This window comes from Streptomyces corchorusii, assembly GCF_001514055.1.
GTDB lineage: Bacteria > Actinomycetota > Actinomycetes > Streptomycetales > Streptomycetaceae > Streptomyces > Streptomyces olivaceoviridis.
The window spans coordinates 99,332-119,479 of sequence record NZ_KQ948370.1 but is presented as its reverse complement, the minus strand read 5'-3'; the positions used below and the strand labels follow the sequence as shown (position 1 = coordinate 119,479).

Genomic DNA, 20,148 nt, shown 5'->3' with positions numbered 1-20,148 from the left:
CGAGAAAGGGGACCACCACTCATGGACCCGCTGTTCACACCGCTGCGGCTCAGGAACGTCGAACTGCGCAACCGGCTCGGCCTGCCCGCGATGAGCACCTACCAGGCCGCACCCGGCAGCCTGCCGGCCCCCCGATGGCACCTGCCGCACTACCAGACGCGCTCCGTCGGCATGGGCCTGGTCCTCGTCGAGGCCACCGCCGTCGCCCCCGAGGGGCTGGCCACGCCCGACGACCTCGGACTGTGGAACGACACCCAGGCCCAGGCCCTGACCCAGATCGCCGAGGTCATCACCGCGCAGGGTGCGGTGCCCGGCCTGCAGCTGTCCCACGCGGGCCGCAAGGCAGCCCGTACCCGCCCGTGGGGCGACGGCGCCGATGCCGCGCTCGCCGAGACCGACGGCGGCTGGACGCCTCTCGGCCCCTCGCCGCTGGCATTCGCCGACGGGTACAGCACGCCCGCCGAAATGACGCCCGCCCAGATCAAGCGGGCGGTCACCCAGTTCGCGGCAGCGGCCACGCGCGCGGCCTGCGCCGGATTCCGTGTCGTGGAACTCCACGCCGGTCACGGCCGGCTCCTGCACAGCTTCCTGCCGCCTCTCGCCAACCACCGCACCGACGCCTACGGCGGCGACTTCGCGGGCCGGACCCTGCTGCTGCGGCAAACCGTGCGGGCCGTGCGCGCCGCGCTGCCCGACGAACTGCCCCTCATCGTAAGGATGTCCTGTTGCGACTTCCTGCCCGGCGGCTGGACGCTCGACGACACGGTCCGGCTCGTACCGCTGCTCGCCGCAGACGGCGCCGACCTGATCGACTGCACATCCGGCGGCATCGCCCGGCCCGAGCCACGCCCCACCGGCCCGTGCTGGCAGGCCCCGTACGCGGCCACCATCCGCCACAGGACCGGTGTGCCCACCGCGGCCGTCGGCAAGATCACCACCCTGGGCCAGGCACGCGACCTGCTCGCCGACGGCACATGCGACCTGGTGCTGATGGGCCGCCAACTCCTGGTCGACCCGATGCTCCCGGCCAGGCATGCCCACGACCTCGCACCCGCTCCCTACCGGCGCGCCCTGGCCACCACCGCGGCTGCCGGCGACGGCCACCTGCCGCCGGAGCTGTGACCGCAAGGAAAGTGAGATCCGATCATGCTGGTCATGCACGACAGCGGGCTCATCTTCGTCCGCACCAGGAAAGCCGCAGGCACCTCGGTGGAGATCGCCCTGTCCCGTCACGCCGGCCAGGCGGACATCATCACCTCGATGTCGCCACGGGACGAAGCCCTGCGAACCGCTGAAGGGGGCCGGGCACCGCAGCATCACCTGGTCCACGGCTACACCCCGGACCGGGAGCCGGTACCGCCCGGCCGCGGCCCCGGAGTGCGCTTCTACAACCACATGCCCGCCCGCGAGATCCGCCAACAGCTCGGAGCGGACACCTGGGACCGCTACCTGACCGTGTGCCTGGAGCGCAGCCCCTACGAGAAAGTCGTCTCGCTCTACTTCCACCGGCACCGCACGGAACCCCGCATCCCCATCGGCGAGTTCATCGAGTCCGGGGAGTTCCACGACGCGTTCAACTGGCCCCTGTACACGGACGCGGGCGGGGAAGTCATGGTCGACACCGTCATCCACCACGAGCACCTACAGGCCGGGCTCGACGCCCTGTGCACCCGCGTCGGGCTGCCGGCGCTGGTCCTGCCCCGCGCCAAGTCCCAGTTCCGGCCACCGGGCAGCGACTACCGCCAGATCCTCACCCCGGCCGCACGCCGGGCCATCGAGGAGGCGTACGCGCCCGAGTTCGCCCACCACGGCTACCGCTGGTAGCCGGCTCCCACGACAACGGCCCGTCTTCTCCCCGAGGAGACGTCGGAGACAAGACGGGCCGGCGGGACGGTTACGCGCCGGGCTGGGCGCTCGCTCCGGTCAGCCGCACCAGGTCGGCAGCGAACCTGGGGTAGCTGGTCGCCACCGAATCCCAGCCGTCGATCACCGTCGCGCCCTCCACGCACGCCGCGGCGACCGCGGCCGTCATCGCGATGCGGTGGTCACCGTGCGAGTCGACCCGGCCCGCGCGCAGCCGGGAGCCCCCCTCGATCACCATGCCGTCCTCCGTCTCGGACACCTGCACGCCGAACGCCCGCAGCAGGCGCGTGGTCGACGCGATCCGATCGCTTTCCTTGGCCCGCAGTTCGCCGGCGCCTGAGATGACGGTAGTGCCCTCGGCGACGGCCGCCGCCATCGCCAGCGCGGGGACCTCGTCCACGATGCCGGGGATGTCTTCGGCCGTGAGGTCCACCGCCCGCAGCCGGGACGCCTTGACCGTGAGGGTGCCCGTGGTGAGGTCGAAGTCGATGTCGGCGCCCATCCGCTCCAGCACGTTCACGAAGTCGCTGCGCCCGAAGCCCGTGTACAGGTTCTCCACCACCACCTCGCCGTGCTCCGGAGCGAGCAGGGCAGCCACCGCCCAGAACGCGGCCTGAGACGGATCGCCCGGCACCACGACCTCCGTACCCGTCAGATCCCCGGGCTCGACCGTCACCCGATTCCCGTCCACACGCACCCGGCCCCCGAACTGGGCCAGCATCTCCTCCGTATGCCGCCTCGTCGGGTGCACCTCCTCCACCGTGGTCGGACCTGCCGCAGACAGGCCCGCCAGGAGCAACGCGCTCTTGACCTGGGCGGACGCCTGCTTCGGGGAGTAGGTGATGCCGGTCAGCCCGCCCCCGCGGATCACCAGCGGAGCCAGCCGCCCACGCTCGCGCCCATCGACCGTGGCGCCCATCATGCGCAGCGGTTCAGCGATCCGATCCATCGGCCGGCGCCGAAGGAAGCGATCCCCGGTGAGGACCGAGACGCCGTCGATTCCGGCACAGACGCCGGCCGTGAGCCGGATGCCGGTGCCCGCGTTGCCGTGGTCCAGGACATCGGCGGGCTCGTGACGGATCGGCCCTTCCACCCGTACACGGCCGTCACCTGCGTGGTCGACAGACACGCCGAATTGGCGGACGGCTCCGAGCGTGTGTGTCACGTCCTGTCCCATGGACAGGCCGGTGATGACGGTGGGCCCGTGGGCCATTGCCGCCATCAGCACAGCCCGGTGCGAAATGCTCTTGTCGCCGGGTACCTGGAGCAAGCCGCGGGCTGGCCCGGCACCGGTCACCTGGAGGCTGGAGACGGCATCGAGGTCGGAATCGGAAACGGCGGGTGTCATGAGGCTCTTTCTCCGTGGAATGATGCGCGTGCGGCCGTAGCGGAACAAGGCAACGTGCCCGAATGATCACGCTCTAGACCGACCCTAGTTCACCAACAGCTGCCGTCGCCCGGAGTTCGCGGACCCATTGGCCGAATCGCCGAGGATGCGGCTCGCGGATCCGGGATGGGCGCGCTGGCCCGCACCGCCTCGCACTCGATTTGCAGAGTGCGAACATCCTCCGTCGCCATGGACCAACCGGGCAGGTCCTAAGCGAGCCGGCCCGGGCCGAGTGGCGTCCGGGCGGTCGCGTCGACGGGCCGGTCCAGCGCGGCGAGAAGCCCGGCCAGGGCGTCACGCTCTCCGGGGTGCTCGCCGAGGTACGCCTCGACGGTCCTGCGGATCGCGGTGGAGCTGGGTGACATGGGCGTCGTCTCGCCTTCGAAGTCGTGGGGGAGGGGTGGCGGTCCGGGACGGGGGTCGCTCCGGTGGATCAGCTCGTCGTCTCGTGGCCGGACGGCTGGGCGCCGCGGGGAGCGGGAACGCCGTCGGGTGCCGGCGTGATCCCGTACTGCGCGGCCTGGGCGGTGAACATCCCCTGGTACAGGCCGCCCTTGAGGGACATCAGGTCCTCGTGGGTGCCGTCCTCGACGACACATCCCTGTTCGAGGACGTAGATGTGGTCGGCGTGCATCGTCGCGGCGAGCCGGTGGGTGACGAGTACGACCGCGTGCCCCTCCTCGGCCAGAGACCACAGCCCCTGGAACGCGGCGATCTCCGCATGAGGGTCGAGGGCGCTGGTCGGCTCGTCGACCAGCAGGAATGGCGCCTGTCGGTACCTTGTTCGAGCGGACCCCAGCTTCTGCCATTGGCCTCCCGAGAGCTGGACACCGCGCTCGTAGCCCTTGAACACGATCGAGTCCCAGCCGTGCGGCAGGTTCTCGACCAGCTCAAGCACGCCCGCCTCGCTGGCGGCCTTGCGGACGCGGTCCATGTCCCGGGGACGGTCGCCGGCACCGATGGCCACGTTCGCGGCCGCCGTCATCTCCCAACGGGGGAAGTCCTGGGCCAGCACACCGACTTCGGCGAAGACCTGCACGCGGTTCGCCTCACGCAGCTCGACCTGCTCGCCCGACTCGCCGACCCACCACACGTCGCCGTCGGCGGGCAGCAGTAGCCCGGCCAGCACCTTGGTGAGCGTGGTTTTCCCCGAGCCGTTCGCGCCCACCAGGGCTGTCACCTTCCCCCGCGGCACGCGCACGCTCACGCCCTTCAGGGAGGGGCCGTCGGCGCCCGGATAGGTGAACGAGACCGCCTCCGTCCGCACCTCCCGCACCGGCACGGGCAACGGCGTACCGGTGAGCGGGATCGCGTTCTCGCCTGCCACCTTGATGGCATCCTCGGTGTCGGTGAGGAACAACAGCTCCTCGTACAGCCGGTTGACCTGCTGCACCAGCGACGTGAGGCGCGCCGTCGACGTACGGATGGCGATCACCGCCGTCCCGCCGACGGCGAGCGGCAGACCACCGGTCGACAGCAGCCACCACAGCACCCCGTAGCAGGCCAGCGACGCCATGCCGGCGAACGCGCCCGCGACCAGATCCGTGGATGCCTGCGCCCGGGCCAGGCGCCGCTGCTCCGCCTCCGTCTGCTGCGACATCTCCTCGTAGCTGGACAGCAGCTTCGTGCCGGCGGCGTGCACACGGAGCTCACCGGCGGCGTGCGGTCGGGTCAGGTAGGCCAGCAGAGACGCGATCGCCCGCCGATGGTCGACCCAGTTCATCCGGGAGAGGTAGTCGCGGCGCGCGGAACGGACCGCGCCCCACCCCTTGGGAAGGGCGATCGCCAGCAGCATCGGGAGCAGCGCCCAGTGCAGCGCGGCGAGCACGACCGCGGCCGCCGCCATGCCGATCACCACATTGCCGACGCCGACCGACAGCCGCAGCATGCTGCGGGCCGAGTCCGTTCCGAACTTCCCCGCCTCCAGGATCCGCTGGATCTCCGGCCGCTCGGTCGCCTCCACCTCCACACCGGTGACGGCCGTGTAGTAGCGGGCGGAGACCGCCCGCTCCACCTGCGGTTCCAGCTGGCCGGACATGGCCGTCGACCATGCCGACAGCACGGCGCTGGCTACCGCCACGACCGCCAGAACGACCAGGGACGGCAGAGCGTCGCGGAGTTTGTCCACGGTCGGACCGTCGGCGAACAACTGCGCCAGGACGCCGTTGACCGCCACCAGGCCCCACGCGGCCGTCACGCCCTGCCCGAGCTCGGCCGCCACGACCCCCATCAGCGCGAGCCCGTCCGCCTTCCAGCCGGTGCGCAGCACCATGCCCACCATGTGCGGCAGCGCGGCCGCCATGTGCCCGAACTTCAGCCGGGTCAACGGCCCTTCGTGGCGAACGTAGGACTGGTCGTAGCGCAGCCGGCCCCCGTACAGCTCCCGCTCGGCGTCCGAGATGCTGTCCGTGGCTCCGCCCTTCGGGCCGCTCGCGATCTTGTCGCCGCCTGGTTCGACTGGCGTCAATGTGTTCCCCTCTCGTGGACGTGGTGGCGGTGTCGGTGTGTTCAACGACGCCGCATAATTTCGAGCACCTGTTCCTTTCGGACGCGTTGCGCGCCCTGTGATTCAGCGGCTTTCCGAGGGCGCGCAGTGCATCGGCCCTTGCCACGCAAGGGCCCGCGGCTCGGCGGCGATTGGCCGAAACGCCGATGTTCGGACGCTGCGCTCGTTGGCGGTCAGCCAGAGCTCGTAGCTGGGACTTCGCCCCGTGCGACCGGGGTGGACGGCAGGCCCAGGCGCAGCGTCATGACCGCATGGTCGGTCAGCCCCGCTTCGCGGGCTTCCGGGTGGTAGTCGCAGCCCAGGACGCGCTCGGCGTGGGGTGTGGAGACGAAGAGGTGGTCGAAGCGGAAGCCGTTGCCGCTGCGCCCGAACCAGGAGTGGGCGATCTCATCGGGGTGGAGGTGGCGGAAGGCGTCGGTGAGGCCGGCGGCCTGGAACGAGTCGTAGAAGTCGTACTCCCACTCACCGAACACCTTGTGCGGGGGCTGGTGGCCGCGCTCGATGACGTTGAGGTCCCCGGCCACGATGACGGGCATGTCCGGGAAGGCGGCGCGCAGTCGCGGCAGGCTCTCGGTGACGGCTTCCTGGAAGGCACGCTTGGCGACATTGCGCTGCTCCTTCGGGCCGCGGGAGGGCACGTACAGGCCCAGCACTGCGATGTCGTGGCCGCCGACGGTGACGCGGGCCGCCGGGGCGCGATGGGATGTGACGGTGACCGGGCTGGGGACGGCCCGGGCGGCACTGGTGCGGCAGGCGATGACCGTGCGGTAGTCGGGCGTGGACGGCTGGGGGGCGACCACGGTGGCGTACCCGCGCTCGGTGAGCGCGGTGACGAGGGCGTCGCCGCCGCGGGTGGGGGACACCTCGGTGAAGACGGCGATGTCCGCGTTCTCCCGGGCTGCGACCCATGCGGCCTGGCGGCGGGAGCGGTCCGGGGAGGCGTGCTGGGCGTTGAACAGCAGCAGCCGTACGGCATCGTCGGCCGGCTGGTGCGCGGGTTCGTCCGGGCTGATCAGGGAGAGCTGCTCGGCGGGGGTGCTCATCGGCCGGTGCCCTTCTCGTCGAGGAACACCTCGCTGTGGGCGTCGAGGTTGCGCTGGAGCCGGCCGAGGGTGTCACGGACGAAGGCGAGCTCGTTGATGGTGAGCGGGGTGCCGACCGCGGTGAGGTTCTCGGTGACCTGTTCGGGCCGGGTGAAGCCGACGAGGACGGCGGCGTTGTCGGCCTGCTGCAGGCAGTACTGCAGGGCGACGCGGGTCAGGGCTGCCGAGGTGTCGCCGAACCGCTTGCGCAGCGGCGCCAGGCCGTCCTGGATGATCTTCAGTGCTTCGGGGGTGAACCACGCCTTGCGCAGCCGGTGGTCGCCGGGCGCGAAGGCGGGCGGCTGGTCCGGGTCGTACTTGCCGGTGAGCAGGCCCTGGGCGAGCGGCTTGTTGATCAGCACGCTGGCCCCCAGTGAGGCGGCGAGCGCGAAGATGTCCGGCCGGCCGGCGGCCGGCGGCGGGGTCAGAGCGTTGAACCGGGCCGCGAGGTAGTCCGGGCGGACCTGCTCGGCGAGGTAGGCGAACCGGGCGTACTTGTCGCCGCGCTGGTCCTTGGCGACGGTGACCCGCTCGGTGGCGTAGCGGTGCGGGCCGCGCATTCCGACGGCGGTGACCAGGCCCTGGCGCTGGAAGTCGCGCATCTGGGCGACGGCTTCGTCGAGGTAGCGGTCGTCGGGTCCGAAGTCCGAGTTGTGCAGGAAGTAGATGTCGAGGCGGTCGGTGCGCAGGTTTTCCAGCGTGGTCTCCAGCTGGCGGCGCATCGCGGAGGGCAGGTAGGCGTGCCGGGCGGTGCCGCGGTGGTAGCCGACCTTGGAGGACAGCACGACCGTGTCGCGGGGGACGGTGGCGACGAAGTCGCCGATGACTCGTTCGGAGTGCCCGTGCCCGTAGACGTCGGCGGTGTCGATGAGGTTCGCGCCGAGTTCGTAGGCGGTCTCCAGGCCGCGGCGGGAAGCGGCGTCGACGGCGGTAGACCATCCCATCGGCAGGCCCAGGTTGTAGTCGGGGCCGCCCAGGGCCCAGGCGCCGATACCGATCGGGTGGACGGACAGGCCGCCGGCGAGGGTGCGGCGTAGAGGGGACTGGCGTGCACTCACAGGAAGTACCTCTTATCTCTCAATTAGTGGCAAACGCTGATGAATCGCTTCGGAGAGTGAGTATGGTGCGTCGCGTGACGACACAACCCCCCTTCACCGAACTTGACTTGAACGCGATCGCTGAGCGGCGCTGGGTCGACCGGACCGACTTCACCGAGGCGGAGTTCGAGCGCGCCCGCGCCTTCTACGAGCAGATGCGCGCAGACGACGAGCGCCTGGAGCAGGTGCGTACCGAGGCCTCGGCTCTGATCAGCGAGTGGACCGGGCACAAGCCCCGCGATGTCGGCTCCTTCGGTACCCGGCTGAACCTGGAGACCTCTGACCTGGACCTGGGCATCGGTTACCCGGTCGAGGACCGCGACCGGCTCCGGAAGGTCCTGGAGCCCCACACGACCTTCCTGGGCGAGCGCAAGACCCGCTTCTCCACCTCCCGCCTCGTGTTCTCCTTCACTGTGGAGGGCATCGAGATCGACCTGAGCGCGCTGACGGTCGAGGACTTCGCCGTCGCCTGCCGGATGCTCGACCAGATCGACACGACCATGACCTTGGACGAGCGCATCGCGCACACCTGGGTCAAGCACCTGCTGCGCGACTCGGGCCGGGTCCAGGAGTACGCGACGTGGAAGCTCGTCACCTACGCCCGGTTCTGCCCGGAGTTCAACTGGGTGCCGATCCCGGAGAAGACAGGCGCGTGAGATCCCGGGTGCCCCGCCCGCGACGCGGTAACGGGGCACCCAGGGGCGGGCCGGGCCCTCAGGCACAGGACTCGCCCGCGTTGATCAGCTCCCAGCCCCTCGCCGACGCCCACCGCTCGTGCTCCCGGGCGAGCGTGGCCGCGTGGTCGCCCGGCAGGTGGCGGCCGACCCCGGTGACCGTGGTCGCCATCTGACCGCGCAGCATCCCGGCCCGCTCCTCCAGCGCCGCCTCGATCCACGCCGACAGCGCCTCCTTCTGCCCGGGCCGCTCCAGGTCGTACGCCTCGATCGCGGCGATCATGTCGCCGAGGACCTGGTAGGCGGCATCCTTCAGCACCACGCGTGCCCGGCGCACGGCGTGCCGGGCCGCGCCGTCGAGGACCTTCTCCAGGCTCTTGAGGGTGTAGTCGAGAGCGAAGTGACGGTCCACCCACCGCTGCGCCCAGCTGCTGGCGACGCCGATCCGCCAGTCCCGGTAGCGGCAGGCGACCCGGCCCATGAGCGGCTCCGGCCGCCCGGTCAGCCCAGCCGCGGTCGCCTGGCGGGTGTAGGCGGCGCCGATCAGGCACTCCATTGACACCAGCATGTAGCTGATCCCGGTGTGCAGCGGCCGGCCGGTGGTGTGCTCGGCCACCCAGTCCTCGTCACGGACACCGCGGACGATGTCCCGCGCGTCCAGTTCGGGCTGCGGCCGAAGGAGCAGGTCAGTGCGCCCCTGGAAGGCGTGGGTGGCCTTCAGCTCGTCCAGGGTCATGAGCGGGTCGAAGGTGATGTACGTGTACCGGGTGGGGACACCGAGCGCGGACAGGGTCCGGATCGCCAAAGCGTTCTGCTCGGCGGTGGTCTCCTTGTTGAAGCGGGAGAGGATGGAGTCGACGCCCGACTCCACGCCGAACAGCATCCGCCGAAGGCCCAGGGCGACCAGGGTGCGCCACATGCGGGCCCGTTCGACGTGCCACGCCTCGTCCCGGTCGGTGCGCACCGTCTGGTCGATGCGGCAGCTGGACTCCCAGGCGAACCCGGCCTCGTGCAGGGTCCGCGCGAGGTCCAAGACCCGGCCGACGGCGTCGTCGCCGGCGCCGATGATCTCCTCGTCGACCAGGTACAGGGTGCGGGAGATGTCCGGGTGCCGGTCGAAGACCTGGCGGATCTCGGTGAGCATCCCCGGCAGCAGGTCCGGGGCGGCGCCGGCCCACAGGCCCTTGTGGCCGCGCGGGCAAAACGAGCAGGCGTTGGTGCAGCCGCGGCTGGTCTCCAGCTGCGCCACACCGTGATGGGTGAAGGTGTCCGGCAGCAGGTCGAGCTCGGGCAGGATGTCGCTGCTGGCGTCCCGGGCGACGGGCTTGGCGGTGCGGCGCCGGCCGATAGCCATGCCGCCGCCGCGTGCGGCGCCGGTGTAGCCGATGCCGGGTATCTCCTCGCGCGGGATGTCGCCGTGCCAGTGGGCAAGGACTCCTTCGATGGTGGCCTCACCGCCGCCGCGGGCGACGAGCAGGTCGGGGTAGCGCTCCAGCAAGAGCGCCTCGTTTCGGGCAGTGAGGCTGCCGCCGGCCACCACCAGCGGTGGTTCAGGCAGGGCGAAGGCCGCGTCCAGGAGCTGGAGCATCAGGTCGTGCTGGCCGAACGTTGCGGAGATGCCGACGATGTCCGGCGCGCCGGTGGTGATCTGCTTGAGCAGGTCCTCCAGCGTGACGCCTAACTGCATGTCGGCGAGGCGGATGGTACCCATCAGGGTGCCGCGGGCCGCGCGGGCGACGTCGCTGATCCCCAGGGGGAAGCGCGGCAGGGGGAAGTACTCCGGGTGGTAGAGCGCCATCAGGCGCACGTCCGGCCGAGTCAGCCGCTCGACTCCGGTCTCGGTCACTTCGGCGTACGACAGCCACGACTCCGGCGTCTCCAGGCGCAGATGCTCCGTGGTCCAGCTCGGCCAGTGGCGGGAGGCGTGCTCGGCGCCGGACAGGTCGGCCGCGACCCACCCGCCCTGCGGGCGTTCCAGAAGCAGCAGCCGCCGGTCCAGGGTGCCGGTCACCCTCACCCGCCCCGTCTCGCCGACCAGGTGGGCCTCCAGGCGGGCCCGCAGGTCGTGGGGCGAGATGAGCCGGGGTGCGAGGGCGGCCCGGTCGGGGTCGGTCAACGGGCGGCTGGGGTGTGCGGTCGCGACGGCGCGGGCCAGCCGGCCAAGCGCCGCGGTGGTTGTGCCAGCCATGCGGAAGGTCCTTTCGGGCAGGGCCTACCAGCCCCCGGGGGTTCAGGAGGTCCCCGGGGGCGGGCGGGCGGTGTCGGGTATGCGGTCAGGTGGTGCGGGACGGCGCCGGCGCGGGATGCCGGCCTGTGATCCGGGCCTGGCAGTAGGCGGCCAGGTCGGCCGGGTTGGCCAGAATCCGGTCCGGGGCGGCGGCGGTGAGGTCGTCGCGGCTCGCGTAGCCGTAGGCGACGGCGATCGCGGTCAGACCGGCGGCGTGGGCGTGGTGGACATCGCTGCCGGTGTCGCCGACGTACGCGGTCGCCCCGTACCGGTCACGCAGGTCGCGGAGCTTGTCGGCCTTGCTGCCCGGCTCGTCCCGGGAGAGGAGGATGCGGGGCATCGCCTCCGGGGTCAGGGTGCGGGCGAGCAGGGTGCGGACGGTGGTGTGGTGGCTTCCGGTGACCACCGCGTATCCCGGCCCGGCGGCCAGGTCGGCCAGCGGGCCGGCCAACTCGGGGATGACTCCGTGCGGCTCACCGGCGGCGGCCCGGGCGCTCAGCTCGGCGTGCCGCTTCCAGAACCGCTCGGCGATGTCGAAGTCGACCCATCGGGTCAGCGAAGCGCTCAGCACCCCTTGGTAGACGACCGGCAGGTCGCCGGGCCCGGCCAGGTCAGGGAGGTCCCACAGTTCCATCTCCTGCCGGGCGTCCTGGTAGCAGCGCCAGGCCCGGGCGCGGGAGTCGTGCAGGACGCCGTCGAAGTCGAAAACCAGCATCAGCTCACCTCGCCCAGCGCCACGACGGGCACACCGCACCAGGCCAGCAGCCCGGGGCGGGGCAGCAGCCGAGCGAGGTCCTCCAGCGCGGCCCGGTCCCGGGCCCAGGCCGACGGCGCCCCGAGCGGGGCGAGCAGCAGCACGTCGTCTTCGCGTACCGGCTGGATGCGGCCCTCAGTCCACCGTTCGACGGCCTTCAGCGCCATCTGCGTCTCCTCCCCGGTCGGGGCGGCCCCACCTGGACGGGCGGCGATGCCGCCGAACGGCAGCCGGGGCTGCACCAGCGTCCCGGGCGGCTCCTGCCACCGGTGCACGACACGGGGCGCGGCCCACTGCGGGTCTGCGACCGTGTCACTCAGGACGCGCTGGACGAGCTCGGCCGCTTCGGACATGCCGCGCTGGAGCCGGTATGCCTCCACGGCGGTCTCGGCCGCACGCTGGGGGTTGTACGTACGCGGGAGTTGCTCGCTACGGGCCGTTCCGTAACAGAGCAGGGCCACCGCGAGCACCGCGTACCAGGACCGGCCCGGCAGGCGCCGGGAGATGCTGTAGGCGACGGCTTCCAGACCGCTGCCGAACGTGACAGCGAGCGCGGCCAGGTCGAGCAGCGGGGTGAGCAGTTCGTTGTCGCGGCGGTAAGCGTGGGCGAGATGGCCGGTCTTGCGGAGCCGGCCGGCGGCATCGACGCACCACTTCTCCGCCTCGCACCGATGGTCCGGCAGTGCCGGGGCGAGCACAGACAACAGATGATGCAGTCGCGCGGCAGCCGCAGCGTCCTGCGTACCGGTCAGGGCCCGAGTCACCGTCCGCAGGACCTCGGGCATCGACCCGCCGGGGGCTGGCCGTTCCACCGGCAGCTGCCGGGCGCGGGCGAGGACGTAGTCCACTGCCTCCTCCAACCGGTGCGGCGCCGGCTTCTGACCGAGCGGCGCGGCGGGGGTAAGGTCCTCGCTGACCACCAGCGCGGGGGCAACGGCGAGCGTGGCCGGTGGAACGGGACTGCGCACCGCGACGGCAGCGGCGCGAGCCGTGTCGCCGAAGATCCCGGGCGGCACCCACCCGGCGACTGCGTGCCGCAGTCCGTCGGGCGTGCGCAGCCGGACGGCGGCCCTGGCCGGGGAGCGACGCCGCACTCCCGGCCACGGGGTCAGGGCGGAGTTCTCCCGGCCGGGCACGACGCCGTCCACCACCGACAGCCGGCCCGCGTCCAGCCAGTCGGCGTGCGCCTCCAGGTAGGCGGACAGGGAATCCGGCTCCAGGCGGCGCGTGGACTGCCACTGCGCGCGCGGCAGCACGGTGACCGCGATCCCGGCCTTCCGCAGGCCCCGCACGTCAGCGGCATCGAACACCGGCACCAGCACCTCGACCCCGCCCGGCCCGGACAGGTTCTGGGCCACAGACAGCAGCGTGCGGCCGGTCAGCGGCGGGTCGTCCACCAGCAACACCCGCCGGTCCTCGGCCTCGGGCGTCTCGTCGGACCTCACGCTCGTCACCCGCACGTCCACGCCCTCGGTCTCCAGGCGGGCGGCGACCAGCGGCGCCAGGTAGGCCCCGCCGGTGCGAACACCCGCCACGAGGACTGGCCCGCTCCAGGCCCGGGACTCAAGCCACGTCTCGGCCAACGCGGTCGCGTCCTGCCACTCCACTCCCTGGACGGCCAGCGATGCCGGCAGGCGGACGAAGGACTCATCCCTCCGCAGCCGGTTGGGGATGCGGTCGTACTCGGGCGCGATGAGAGTGTCCTCGCCAGCCGTGAGTCGCCGGGCCGCGCGGCACGTCAGGTCCTGCAGAACCCGCGCCCCCGGCTGCTGGGTATCGCAGCAGCGGATCCACAGGGCGGCCAGCGATTCATAGCAGGGCAGGGCCGGCATCGGCTGCCCCGCCTGCGCCTCAAGGGACCGGGCGAGGTGGCCGATGGTGAGCCGCGTGACGGGCGTGCTCGCGGTCATGCGGTGGCCTCGCGACGGGCTACGGCATGCACCAGGCGGCCCAGCTCGCGGTACGGGCTGCGGCTGGAGGCGGCCCACTCCGTCTCGAGTGCCGCCTGGTACTCGTTCTCGGTGGGCGTCCAGTCAGTGCGGTGGTCGTGGAAGATCCGCACGCCCTGCCACGGCAGCGGCGTGAGCCCGTTGGCGCGGGCGAGGTCGTCCAGGTGGTCGGGGGTGTCGCCGCGGGTGGTGAGGCCGAGGTTGCCGACGCTCGCGGCCTGCCCGCTCTCGATCTGCGACCGGGCCGCGGTGTAGTCGCCGGAGAGGGCCTCGCGCGCGCCCACGGCCAGCTGGTTCTTCGTCAGGACGCTGAGGACGCCGTTGATGGCGACGAGCCGGGCGAGGTGGGCGAGAGGGGCGATGGAGTCGGGCAGGTACATCACGACGCCGTGGCAGACGACCGCGTCGAAGGTGGCGTCGCCGAAGGGCAGGTTGTAGATGTCGCCCTCGGTCAGGGTCACTCGCTCGGTGATCTCCGGCACGGCGGCGACCCGCTTGGCGGCAGCATCAAGCATGCCGGGCGACTTCTCCACGCCGGTCACGTGGTGTCCGGCGGCCGCGAGGCGCAGCACCATCTCCCCGTCGCCGCATCCGACGTCCAGCACGCGGGCGGGCCGCTCGCCGAGCTCGGCGAGTACCCGGCGCGCGGTGATGTCGTGCCGCAGCCGGCCGCGGCCGCCGCTGGAGTAGGCGGCGTAGCCGGTACCGACGGTCGCGAAGTCGGAGGAGGACGCTGTGGTCATGGGGTGAACTCCTTCTTGAGGGTGGGCCAGTGCTCGACGAGGAAGCGGAACGAGGGGTAACGGCCACCGGTGGACAACGCTTCGCCGGCCGCTCCGGAGGGGGTGAAGGTGCCGGTGCGCAGGGCCTGGCGGATACGGACCAGGCGCGGGATTCGCGTGGCCAGCTGCGGCACTCGTGCCCGGGCGTCGGTGGCCGGCAGCCAGGCCGCCAGCTGCTGCGGGCGCATCTCCTCCCACACCACGACGTCCGCGAGCCCGTCGCCCAGGCGGACGGCGAGGAAGTGCGGCACCGCGGTCGTCCCGGGCGAGGCGCCGCGGTGGCCGAGGGTGGTGACGGCGCCGGGGTATCCGGTGCGCAGGGCGGTTAGGTGCTCGGCGAACACGGCGCTGAGGTTGCAGGCCAGGCAGCCGCACACCGACCGGACGTCGGTGAGGTCGTCGAGGGTGAAGATCCGCTCAGCCACGTTCGCCGCCGGCGGCCGGGCCGTAGAGGCGGTAGTAGTCGTCGATGATGCCCGCCTCGGCGAGGATCGTGTTCGTCGCGGCGACGTTGTGCCCGGGCCGCAGCCGCTCATCGGCGCGGGCCAGGGCCACCGCGCCCACCGCGAGCCCGGCCAGGACCAGGTCGACGTACCTGTTGGACAGGGACTCGGCGTAGTGGAAGTTGATCGGCATGCCATGCCCGAGGACGACCAGCTCGGGGCCGCCGGCGAGCTGGTAGCCGGTGCCGAGCATGCCCCGGTCCGTCACCGCGGTGCTGTCGGCGCGCAGCTCCTCCAGGTCGAACTCGAAGTTCCGGCTCGTGGTGCTCACCAGGAACGATCGCTCAGGCAGGAGCCGGGCCTCGCGAGCTCCGAAGCTGCGGCTGCCGACGCAGCCGATGACCAGCCGCGGTCGGTGCGTGCGCACCAGCTGCTCCAGCGACCGGCCGGTGAGGAACCCTTCCTCGTGCGCGGCGACCAGGCGGGTGATGTCGGCGTCGAACACCGCAACCCGCATGCGCCGCATCTCCAGGACGCGGGCGACCTCGTGCCCGATGCGGCCGAAGCCGAGTACGAGCGCGGCCTGGCCCTCGAACTGCTCATCCGGCAGCAACCGCAGCGTGTTGCGGACGGCCGCGTCGGCGATGCCGTACGACTCGATCATGCCCTTCATGTCGCTCTCTGCGACGCTGAAGAGCGGCAGCGGCAGGTCGAGCCCTTCCACCTTGCGGATGCCGGAGGTGGTCTGCTCCACCAACCCGGTGAAATGCCCCGCCTGCTCAGGCAGTTCGCGCAGGACGGTGGGCATCACGTAGCCGCCGTCGTCCATGACCACGCTCCGCTTTCCCGCGGCGGCGACCCGTTCGATGTGGTCCTCGATCCCCTCGCGCAGGTCCCTGTAGCGCCAGACCGTGGTGCCGTACCGCTGCACCAGGTGAGCGTCCACGCGGTGGGTGTGCGCGTAGGGGTACTCCTTGTCGATCACGGTCATGTGCGCCGGGTCCACGCCGAGGCCGAGGAGGCTGTCGACCAGGACGAGGAAGTCCCGCATGTGATGAATCGTCAGCAGCAGCCCCGTGCCGGCCAGCGGCTTGTCCGGCCACCGGTCGGCCAGTCTGCTCGTCAGCGGCAGTTCGGACACGGCAGCGGCGACCTCTGTCGAGGTGAATGGCAGTTGCCGTGCAGCGGCGAAGAACGCCTCGGCGACGGGCGGCGTTCCCTGCTCGAACGTCGCGACAATCCGGTAGGTGCGCTCGGGGGCCGCAGCCGGGTCCGCTGGGGCGGCCAGCGCCAGCCGTCCGCGGCCACCGTCGGCGAGCGTGCACAGCCACGACGCTGACGCCTTGTCCCAGTCCACGCTCTCCACGTCGGGGCTGTCGGCGAGGCGTGCGGCGAGTTCACCGGCCAGGTGACGGGCCTCGGCCGGGGTGCCGAGGACGTCGACCGCGTGAACAAGCGGTGACTTCACAGATGCGGGCATGGATGCCCTCCTGTCAATGAGGTGAACGGTGAGGTAAGTGGGGGATCTAGCGGCTGCCGGGAAGGATGAAGGTGTGGCAGCGGCCGGTGACGCGCATGCCGCAGGCAAGGAAGTCGGCCGGGTCCTGCCGGGTCACCGCGCGCACGATGGCTACCTTCCGGTCGGCGGCAACGGCGTGCGCCTGGGTGATCAGCCGCCTGCGGACGTCTGTTTCGTCAGCCCACACCTCAGCGAGCAGCAGCTCACTGTCGGTGTCGTTCCGCTGGGCCAGGGCCAGGAGCAGCGACCCGGTCGGAGGGTCGAGCAGGAGTGTCTCGGGGTGGAACCGTGCGTCTTCGCGCCAACGCGGCAAGGTCGATCCGGCGTATGACGTCTCTGCGTTGGTGAACCGGCGGGCGGCCGTGGCGACGTATGTCTCCAGCTCCGGGACGACGGCCGCGGTGACGGCCTCGGACGTGCTGGCGGCCGGGGCGCCGTGCAGCACGGTAATGGTGTCCAGCACCTGCCAGCCGGACCGGGTAAAGAGGCCGGCGGCGCCCTCCCGGTCGACGGGTACGTCCGTGGTCACCAACGGCCACTCGACTGCCTGCACCACCTTCTGTAGCAGCTGCGTTCCCAGCCCCGACCGTCGGACCGACGGTTCCACGAGCGGACCCCAGAGGCGAGCCCTTGCCTCGCCGGGCTCCGGGCGACGCACGGCACACCAGCCGGTCACCTTCCGTCCGTCGCGGGCAACCGCCAGCACCGGCGGCGCGCCGGTCAGCGCGTTCGTAAGCCTCGAACGCACCAGGCGGGCGCTGACCGGGCGGTCGTCGCTGTATCCGGCGATGCACCGCTGGGCAAGGTCGGCTAGTTCCTCGCACAGGCTGGCCGGTAGATCGCCCTTCATGCTGATCGTGAAGACGCCGATGGGTAGTGGAATGGAACCACGGGCCATGATCCTTCTCCGTGAGTTCGAGACGGGGCGGTTGCTGCCGCCGGAGGGATCCACACAGGAGTCGGCCATCGGGCCTTACGCGCAGCGCAGACGGAGCTGGGCGTAGTCTCCAGGCCTTCAGGGAGTCGCTGAGGTGATCGAGTGTCGAGCAAGTGCGCGTGTACACCTAGGGGTTGGGCGTAGTCCCGGTGTAGTCCCTCTCTTGCGAATCGCCTTCGGTGAGATGCACCGCGTGCTTGGATCGCCGTATGCACAAGCGAGAGCGCCATCCGCTCGCCCTCGCCCGGGCCGCCCTCGGTATGTCCGGGGACCAGATGGCCAAGGCGATCCGGGCCGCAGCCGAACGTGAAGGACTGCGCTCGGGTGTCGACCGGCAGCGCGTGCACAAGTGGGAGCAGGGCGTCCGTCCCAGCGACGACTCCCAGCGGTACATCGCTCAAGTCCTCGGCATACCGCTCGACGACATCGGCCCGGCCGAGTGGCCGAGGTGGTTGCCAGCCGTCGACAGCGGTGTCGTGCCGCTGGGCCACGCCAACACCGTGCACGCTCTGCGAGAGGCCTTGCACACCATGAACCGCCGCACCCTGCTCAGCACCATTCCCGGATCCGCCCTCGTGACTCTGGCCGGCAGCTGGGCGGGAACCGAACCTGTTGCTCACGTCCAGGAACAACCCCTGCCTGATAACGCCGTCGGTGAAGACGTTGTTGCTGCACTGGAGGACACCAGCGCCCGTCTCAACGCCCTCGCTACCGAGCAGCGCCAGCACATCGCCCCCTTGTACGACGCTCACCTCACGCGCGTCACAGACCTGATCGACGAGCGCCGCTATCCCCGCGCCCTGAAGGCACGCCTGCACGGGCTCGCGGCGAGCCTTTCTCAGACGGTCGCCTGGATTCGGTTCGACTGCGGGGAGCACGGCGCGGCCACGCGGTACTGGATCGCCGGGCTGCACAACGCACACGCCGGCAAGGACAGGGATATGGGCGCAGCCCTCCTGAGCGATCTCGCCTACCAGGCGTCCTGGCGCGACGATCCCGCCACTGCCGCAGGGATCCTCCAGAAAGCTCTCAACCGCACCACCCATCCGGCGGCCAGCTCGCTGCTTCACCTGCGCCTGGCACGCGCCCAAGCTGCCCTCGGTGAACGCCGCGCCACCCTGGCCTCCCTCAGCACGGCCGAGCGCCTGCTCGGTACAGGGGACCCCAGCGACATGCCGGCCTGGTGCTCGTGGCTGTCGCCCGCCGACGTCGCCGTCGACTCCGGACGCTGCCTTCTCGATCTCGGCGACGTCACCCGGGCGCATGCCCTCATCGCCGAAGGCCAAGCACTTCTGCCGCCCAGCCGGGACAAGACCCGCGGCATCTTCCTCGCCTACCGCGCCCAAGGCCATCTCAGCCGCCGCGAACCCGACGCCGCGGCTGCCGACGCCCTCGAAGCCCTCCATCTGGCCAAGCGCATCGGAGCCCCTCGGTGCGTCCAACTTGTACGCGACCTCGTCCCCCAGTTCGCCCCCTACCGCAGTACTCAAGGAGTGTCCGAACTGCTGCACGCGGCCGCCTGAACCGGAGGTGGCGTTCGCCTTGGCCACCGAGACGAGCAGGGTGATCAGCACGCCCAGCAGAATCACGGCGTGGCAGCCGCCGAGATCGCGGAGCGTCGCCTTCAGCGGATCCTGGTCCCAGGACCGTCCGTCGTCCTGGTGCGGGTCGTGCTCCACCTGGGCCGCCGGGTGGTCGGGGATCGAGCGGCGGCGGACGATGGTGTCGATGGTGGTCGGCGCGTACCCGAGGTGCCTGCCGCGGTCGGCGTCTCCCTGGGCTGGCGTGGTCCCCCGTTGACGGTGTGGCAGGTGTCGCGGTGGCCCGCCAGGCCGATCCTTACGAAGCGCCTGGTGGCGGCGTACAGGCCTGCCGGTAACGAGGCAGTCGGCGATGCCGAGGACGGTGGTGTCGATGGCCGAGGCCGTGTACGCCGATGCGCCCGTCATATCAGCCCCTGTCTCATCGCATACGCGACGGCATGACTGCGGTTGCGCAGGTGGAACCGGGTGTAGATCTCGCTCAGCTCCAACTTGATCAGGCGTTCGGAGTAGGAGAGCTTGGCGGCGATCCCCGCTGTATCAAACCCTTCGGCGACCAGCTTGAGGATGTCTAATTCGCGGCGAGACATACCGGTCGCGAGCAGCCCCTGGTGTCCGAGGACCTTGCTTTGGAGGCGGCTGACCGTTCCCATGAGCTGAGCGACCAGATCCTCGGGCAGATCACCGCCTCCGCGGGCGACCCTCGTTATGGCCCGGGTGAGCTCATCCGCGGTCGCGTCCACGCGGCGGACGACCCCGGTGACGCCGCACTCCGCGGCCTCGATGAGCTGCTGCGTGTCGATGCGCTTTGGCACGAGAAGAATGCGGGACTGAATGGAGCGCTGGATGCGCCGCATCTGCTGGATCACATTCTGGTCGATCTCGTCCGCGACGAGCACCACCACATCGGGGTTCTCTCCGTCGCGCCCGTCATTTCCGTCGAGCCCGTCATTATCGAGCAGCCTCAGCTCGGGCTGCACGCGCAGCTGAGCGACCACTCCTACACGGGAGATCGGGTCCTCGGCGTGCACGGCGACTTTGATCCTGGGTGTGCTCATGACGTCTTCCGGGGGACGGTAGCCAGTGGGGGGAGGGAAGCTCCGGCCACCGGTGCACGACACGGGGGCGCGGTCCACTGCGGGTCGGCGACCGTGTCGTTCAGGACGTGCTGGACGAGCTCGGCTGCTTCGGACATGCCGCGCTGGAGCCGGTATGCCTTCACGGCGGTCTCGGCCGTGCGCTGGGGGTTGTACGTACGCGGGAGTTGCTCGCTACGAGTAGTCCCGTAACAGAGCAGGGCCACAGCGAGCACCGCGTACCAGGACCGGCCCGGCAGGCGCCGGGAGCAGATCGCCGCGTTGATGAGCACGAAGGCTCCAGAGGTAGA

18 protein-coding genes are annotated in these 20,148 nt (G+C 71.2%); 4 read left to right on the top strand and 14 right to left on the bottom strand.

What is annotated here, in order from left to right; genetic code table 11:
- Positions 1-21: 21 nt before the first annotated feature.
- Together AQJ11_RS37825 and AQJ11_RS37820 are read left to right on the top strand one after the other, a co-directional pair.
- Positions 22-1,122, top strand: a complete 1,101-nt coding sequence (locus AQJ11_RS37825; RefSeq protein ID WP_063807728.1) for an oxidoreductase — start codon at positions 22-24, stop codon at positions 1,120-1,122.
- A 24-nt stretch (positions 1,123-1,146) separates the two neighbouring features.
- Positions 1,147-1,824: a hypothetical protein gene (locus AQJ11_RS37820; protein WP_059266325.1), complete on the top strand. Its 678-nt coding sequence runs from the start codon at positions 1,147-1,149 to the stop codon at positions 1,822-1,824.
- Positions 1,825-1,894: 70 nt separating this feature from the next.
- Here the strand turns inward: AQJ11_RS37820 and aroA are convergent, their stop codons facing one another.
- The 5 genes from aroA to AQJ11_RS37800 form a co-directional block, all read right to left on the bottom strand.
- Positions 1,895-3,259, bottom strand: coding sequence for a 3-phosphoshikimate 1-carboxyvinyltransferase (aroA, locus tag AQJ11_RS37815; protein WP_159061759.1), 1,365 nt, complete (start codon positions 3,257-3,259; stop codon positions 1,895-1,897).
- Between the two features lie 200 nt (positions 3,260-3,459).
- Positions 3,460-3,615, bottom strand: coding sequence for a hypothetical protein (locus AQJ11_RS48695; RefSeq protein ID WP_244218554.1), 156 nt, complete (start codon positions 3,613-3,615; stop codon positions 3,460-3,462).
- A 68-nt stretch (positions 3,616-3,683) separates the two neighbouring features.
- Entirely contained in the window at positions 3,684-5,717 is a 2,034-nt protein-coding gene (locus tag AQJ11_RS37810; RefSeq protein WP_079082589.1) for an ATP-binding cassette domain-containing protein, read from the bottom strand.
- A gap of 212 nt (positions 5,718-5,929) precedes the next feature.
- Positions 5,930-6,799 (bottom strand): endonuclease/exonuclease/phosphatase family protein, encoded by an 870-nt coding sequence (locus tag AQJ11_RS37805; RefSeq protein ID WP_059266323.1) that lies wholly within the window; start codon positions 6,797-6,799, stop codon positions 5,930-5,932.
- Complete coding sequence (locus AQJ11_RS37800; protein WP_059266322.1) at positions 6,796-7,896, bottom strand: aldo/keto reductase; 1,101 nt, start codon at positions 7,894-7,896, stop codon at positions 6,796-6,798. The genes AQJ11_RS37805 and AQJ11_RS37800 overlap by 4 nt, the downstream gene beginning before the upstream one ends.
- 74 nt (positions 7,897-7,970) lie before the next feature.
- Here AQJ11_RS37800 and AQJ11_RS37795 point away from each other — a divergent pair, with 74 nt between their 5' ends.
- Positions 7,971-8,591, top strand: coding sequence for a nucleotidyltransferase family protein (locus tag AQJ11_RS37795; RefSeq protein ID WP_244218553.1), 621 nt, complete (start codon positions 7,971-7,973; stop codon positions 8,589-8,591).
- Positions 8,592-8,649: 58 nt separating this feature from the next.
- Here AQJ11_RS37795 and AQJ11_RS37790 read toward each other — a convergent pair whose 3' ends face one another.
- From AQJ11_RS37790 to AQJ11_RS37760, 7 genes are all read right to left on the bottom strand, one after another.
- Complete coding sequence (locus AQJ11_RS37790; protein ID WP_079082588.1) at positions 8,650-10,797, bottom strand: B12-binding domain-containing radical SAM protein; 2,148 nt, start codon at positions 10,795-10,797, stop codon at positions 8,650-8,652.
- An 85-nt stretch (positions 10,798-10,882) separates the two neighbouring features.
- Positions 10,883-11,551, bottom strand: a complete 669-nt coding sequence (locus AQJ11_RS37785; protein ID WP_059266320.1) for an HAD family hydrolase — start codon at positions 11,549-11,551, stop codon at positions 10,883-10,885.
- On the bottom strand, positions 11,551-13,500 hold the full coding sequence (locus tag AQJ11_RS37780; protein WP_059266319.1) for a phosphoribosyltransferase: 1,950 nt from the start codon (positions 13,498-13,500) through the stop codon (positions 11,551-11,553). The genes AQJ11_RS37785 and AQJ11_RS37780 overlap by 1 nt, the downstream gene beginning before the upstream one ends.
- Positions 13,497-14,282 carry a class I SAM-dependent methyltransferase gene (locus AQJ11_RS37775; protein WP_059266318.1) on the bottom strand — a complete coding sequence of 262 codons (786 nt, stop codon included), beginning with the start codon at positions 14,280-14,282 and terminating at the stop codon, positions 13,497-13,499. Before AQJ11_RS37775 ends, AQJ11_RS37780 begins: the two co-directional genes overlap by 4 nt.
- Positions 14,279-14,746, bottom strand: coding sequence for a hypothetical protein (locus AQJ11_RS37770; RefSeq protein WP_059266317.1), 468 nt, complete (start codon positions 14,744-14,746; stop codon positions 14,279-14,281). The genes AQJ11_RS37775 and AQJ11_RS37770 overlap by 4 nt, the downstream gene beginning before the upstream one ends.
- A complete protein-coding gene (locus AQJ11_RS37765) occupies positions 14,739-16,244 on the bottom strand; it encodes a Rossmann-fold NAD(P)-binding domain-containing protein (protein WP_159061758.1) in 1,506 nt (501 codons plus the stop codon). The genes AQJ11_RS37770 and AQJ11_RS37765 overlap by 8 nt, the downstream gene beginning before the upstream one ends.
- Positions 16,245-16,290: 46 nt before the next feature.
- Positions 16,291-17,181: a GNAT family N-acetyltransferase gene (locus AQJ11_RS37760; RefSeq protein ID WP_059266315.1), complete on the bottom strand. Its 891-nt coding sequence runs from the start codon at positions 17,179-17,181 to the stop codon at positions 16,291-16,293.
- Positions 17,182-17,429: 248 nt separating this feature from the next.
- On the opposite strand from AQJ11_RS37760, the gene AQJ11_RS37755 reads away from it, so the two are divergent.
- Positions 17,430-18,743: an NsdA family TPR-like regulatory protein gene (locus AQJ11_RS37755; RefSeq protein ID WP_059266314.1), complete on the top strand. Its 1,314-nt coding sequence runs from the start codon at positions 17,430-17,432 to the stop codon at positions 18,741-18,743.
- A gap of 422 nt (positions 18,744-19,165) precedes the next feature.
- Here the strand turns inward: AQJ11_RS37755 and AQJ11_RS37745 are convergent, their stop codons facing one another.
- Both AQJ11_RS37745 and AQJ11_RS37740 read right to left on the bottom strand, forming a co-directional pair.
- Complete coding sequence (locus tag AQJ11_RS37745) at positions 19,166-19,819, bottom strand: helix-turn-helix transcriptional regulator (RefSeq protein ID WP_059266312.1); 654 nt, start codon at positions 19,817-19,819, stop codon at positions 19,166-19,168.
- Positions 19,816-20,130, bottom strand: coding sequence for a hypothetical protein (locus tag AQJ11_RS37740; protein ID WP_059266311.1), 315 nt, complete (start codon positions 20,128-20,130; stop codon positions 19,816-19,818). Before AQJ11_RS37740 ends, AQJ11_RS37745 begins: the two co-directional genes overlap by 4 nt.
- Positions 20,131-20,148 lie beyond the last annotated feature (18 nt).

Coding starts and splice junctions, on each gene's coding strand:
- AQJ11_RS37825 (WP_063807728.1), top strand. CDS start 22: ATGGACCCGCTGTTCACACCGCTGCGGCTCAGGAACGTCGAACTGCGC.
- AQJ11_RS37820 (WP_059266325.1), top strand. CDS start 1,147: ATGCTGGTCATGCACGACAGCGGGCTCATCTTCGTCCGCACCAGGAAA.
- AQJ11_RS48695 (WP_244218554.1), bottom strand. CDS start 3,615: ATGTCACCCAGCTCCACCGCGATCCGCAGGACCGTCGAGGCGTACCTC.
- AQJ11_RS37805 (WP_059266323.1), bottom strand. CDS start 6,799: ATGAGCACCCCCGCCGAGCAGCTCTCCCTGATCAGCCCGGACGAACCC.
- AQJ11_RS37790 (WP_079082588.1), bottom strand. CDS start 10,797: ATGGCTGGCACAACCACCGCGGCGCTTGGCCGGCTGGCCCGCGCCGTC.
- AQJ11_RS37785 (WP_059266320.1), bottom strand. CDS start 11,551: ATGCTGGTTTTCGACTTCGACGGCGTCCTGCACGACTCCCGCGCCCGG.
- AQJ11_RS37780 (WP_059266319.1), bottom strand. CDS start 13,500: ATGACCGCGAGCACGCCCGTCACGCGGCTCACCATCGGCCACCTCGCC.
- AQJ11_RS37775 (WP_059266318.1), bottom strand. CDS start 14,282: ATGACCACAGCGTCCTCCTCCGACTTCGCGACCGTCGGTACCGGCTAC.
- AQJ11_RS37765 (WP_159061758.1), bottom strand. CDS start 16,244: ATGCCCGCATCTGTGAAGTCACCGCTTGTTCACGCGGTCGACGTCCTC.
- AQJ11_RS37760 (WP_059266315.1), bottom strand. CDS start 17,181: ATGGCCCGTGGTTCCATTCCACTACCCATCGGCGTCTTCACGATCAGC.
- AQJ11_RS37755 (WP_059266314.1), top strand. CDS start 17,430: ATGCACAAGCGAGAGCGCCATCCGCTCGCCCTCGCCCGGGCCGCCCTC.
- AQJ11_RS37745 (WP_059266312.1), bottom strand. CDS start 19,819: ATGAGCACACCCAGGATCAAAGTCGCCGTGCACGCCGAGGACCCGATC.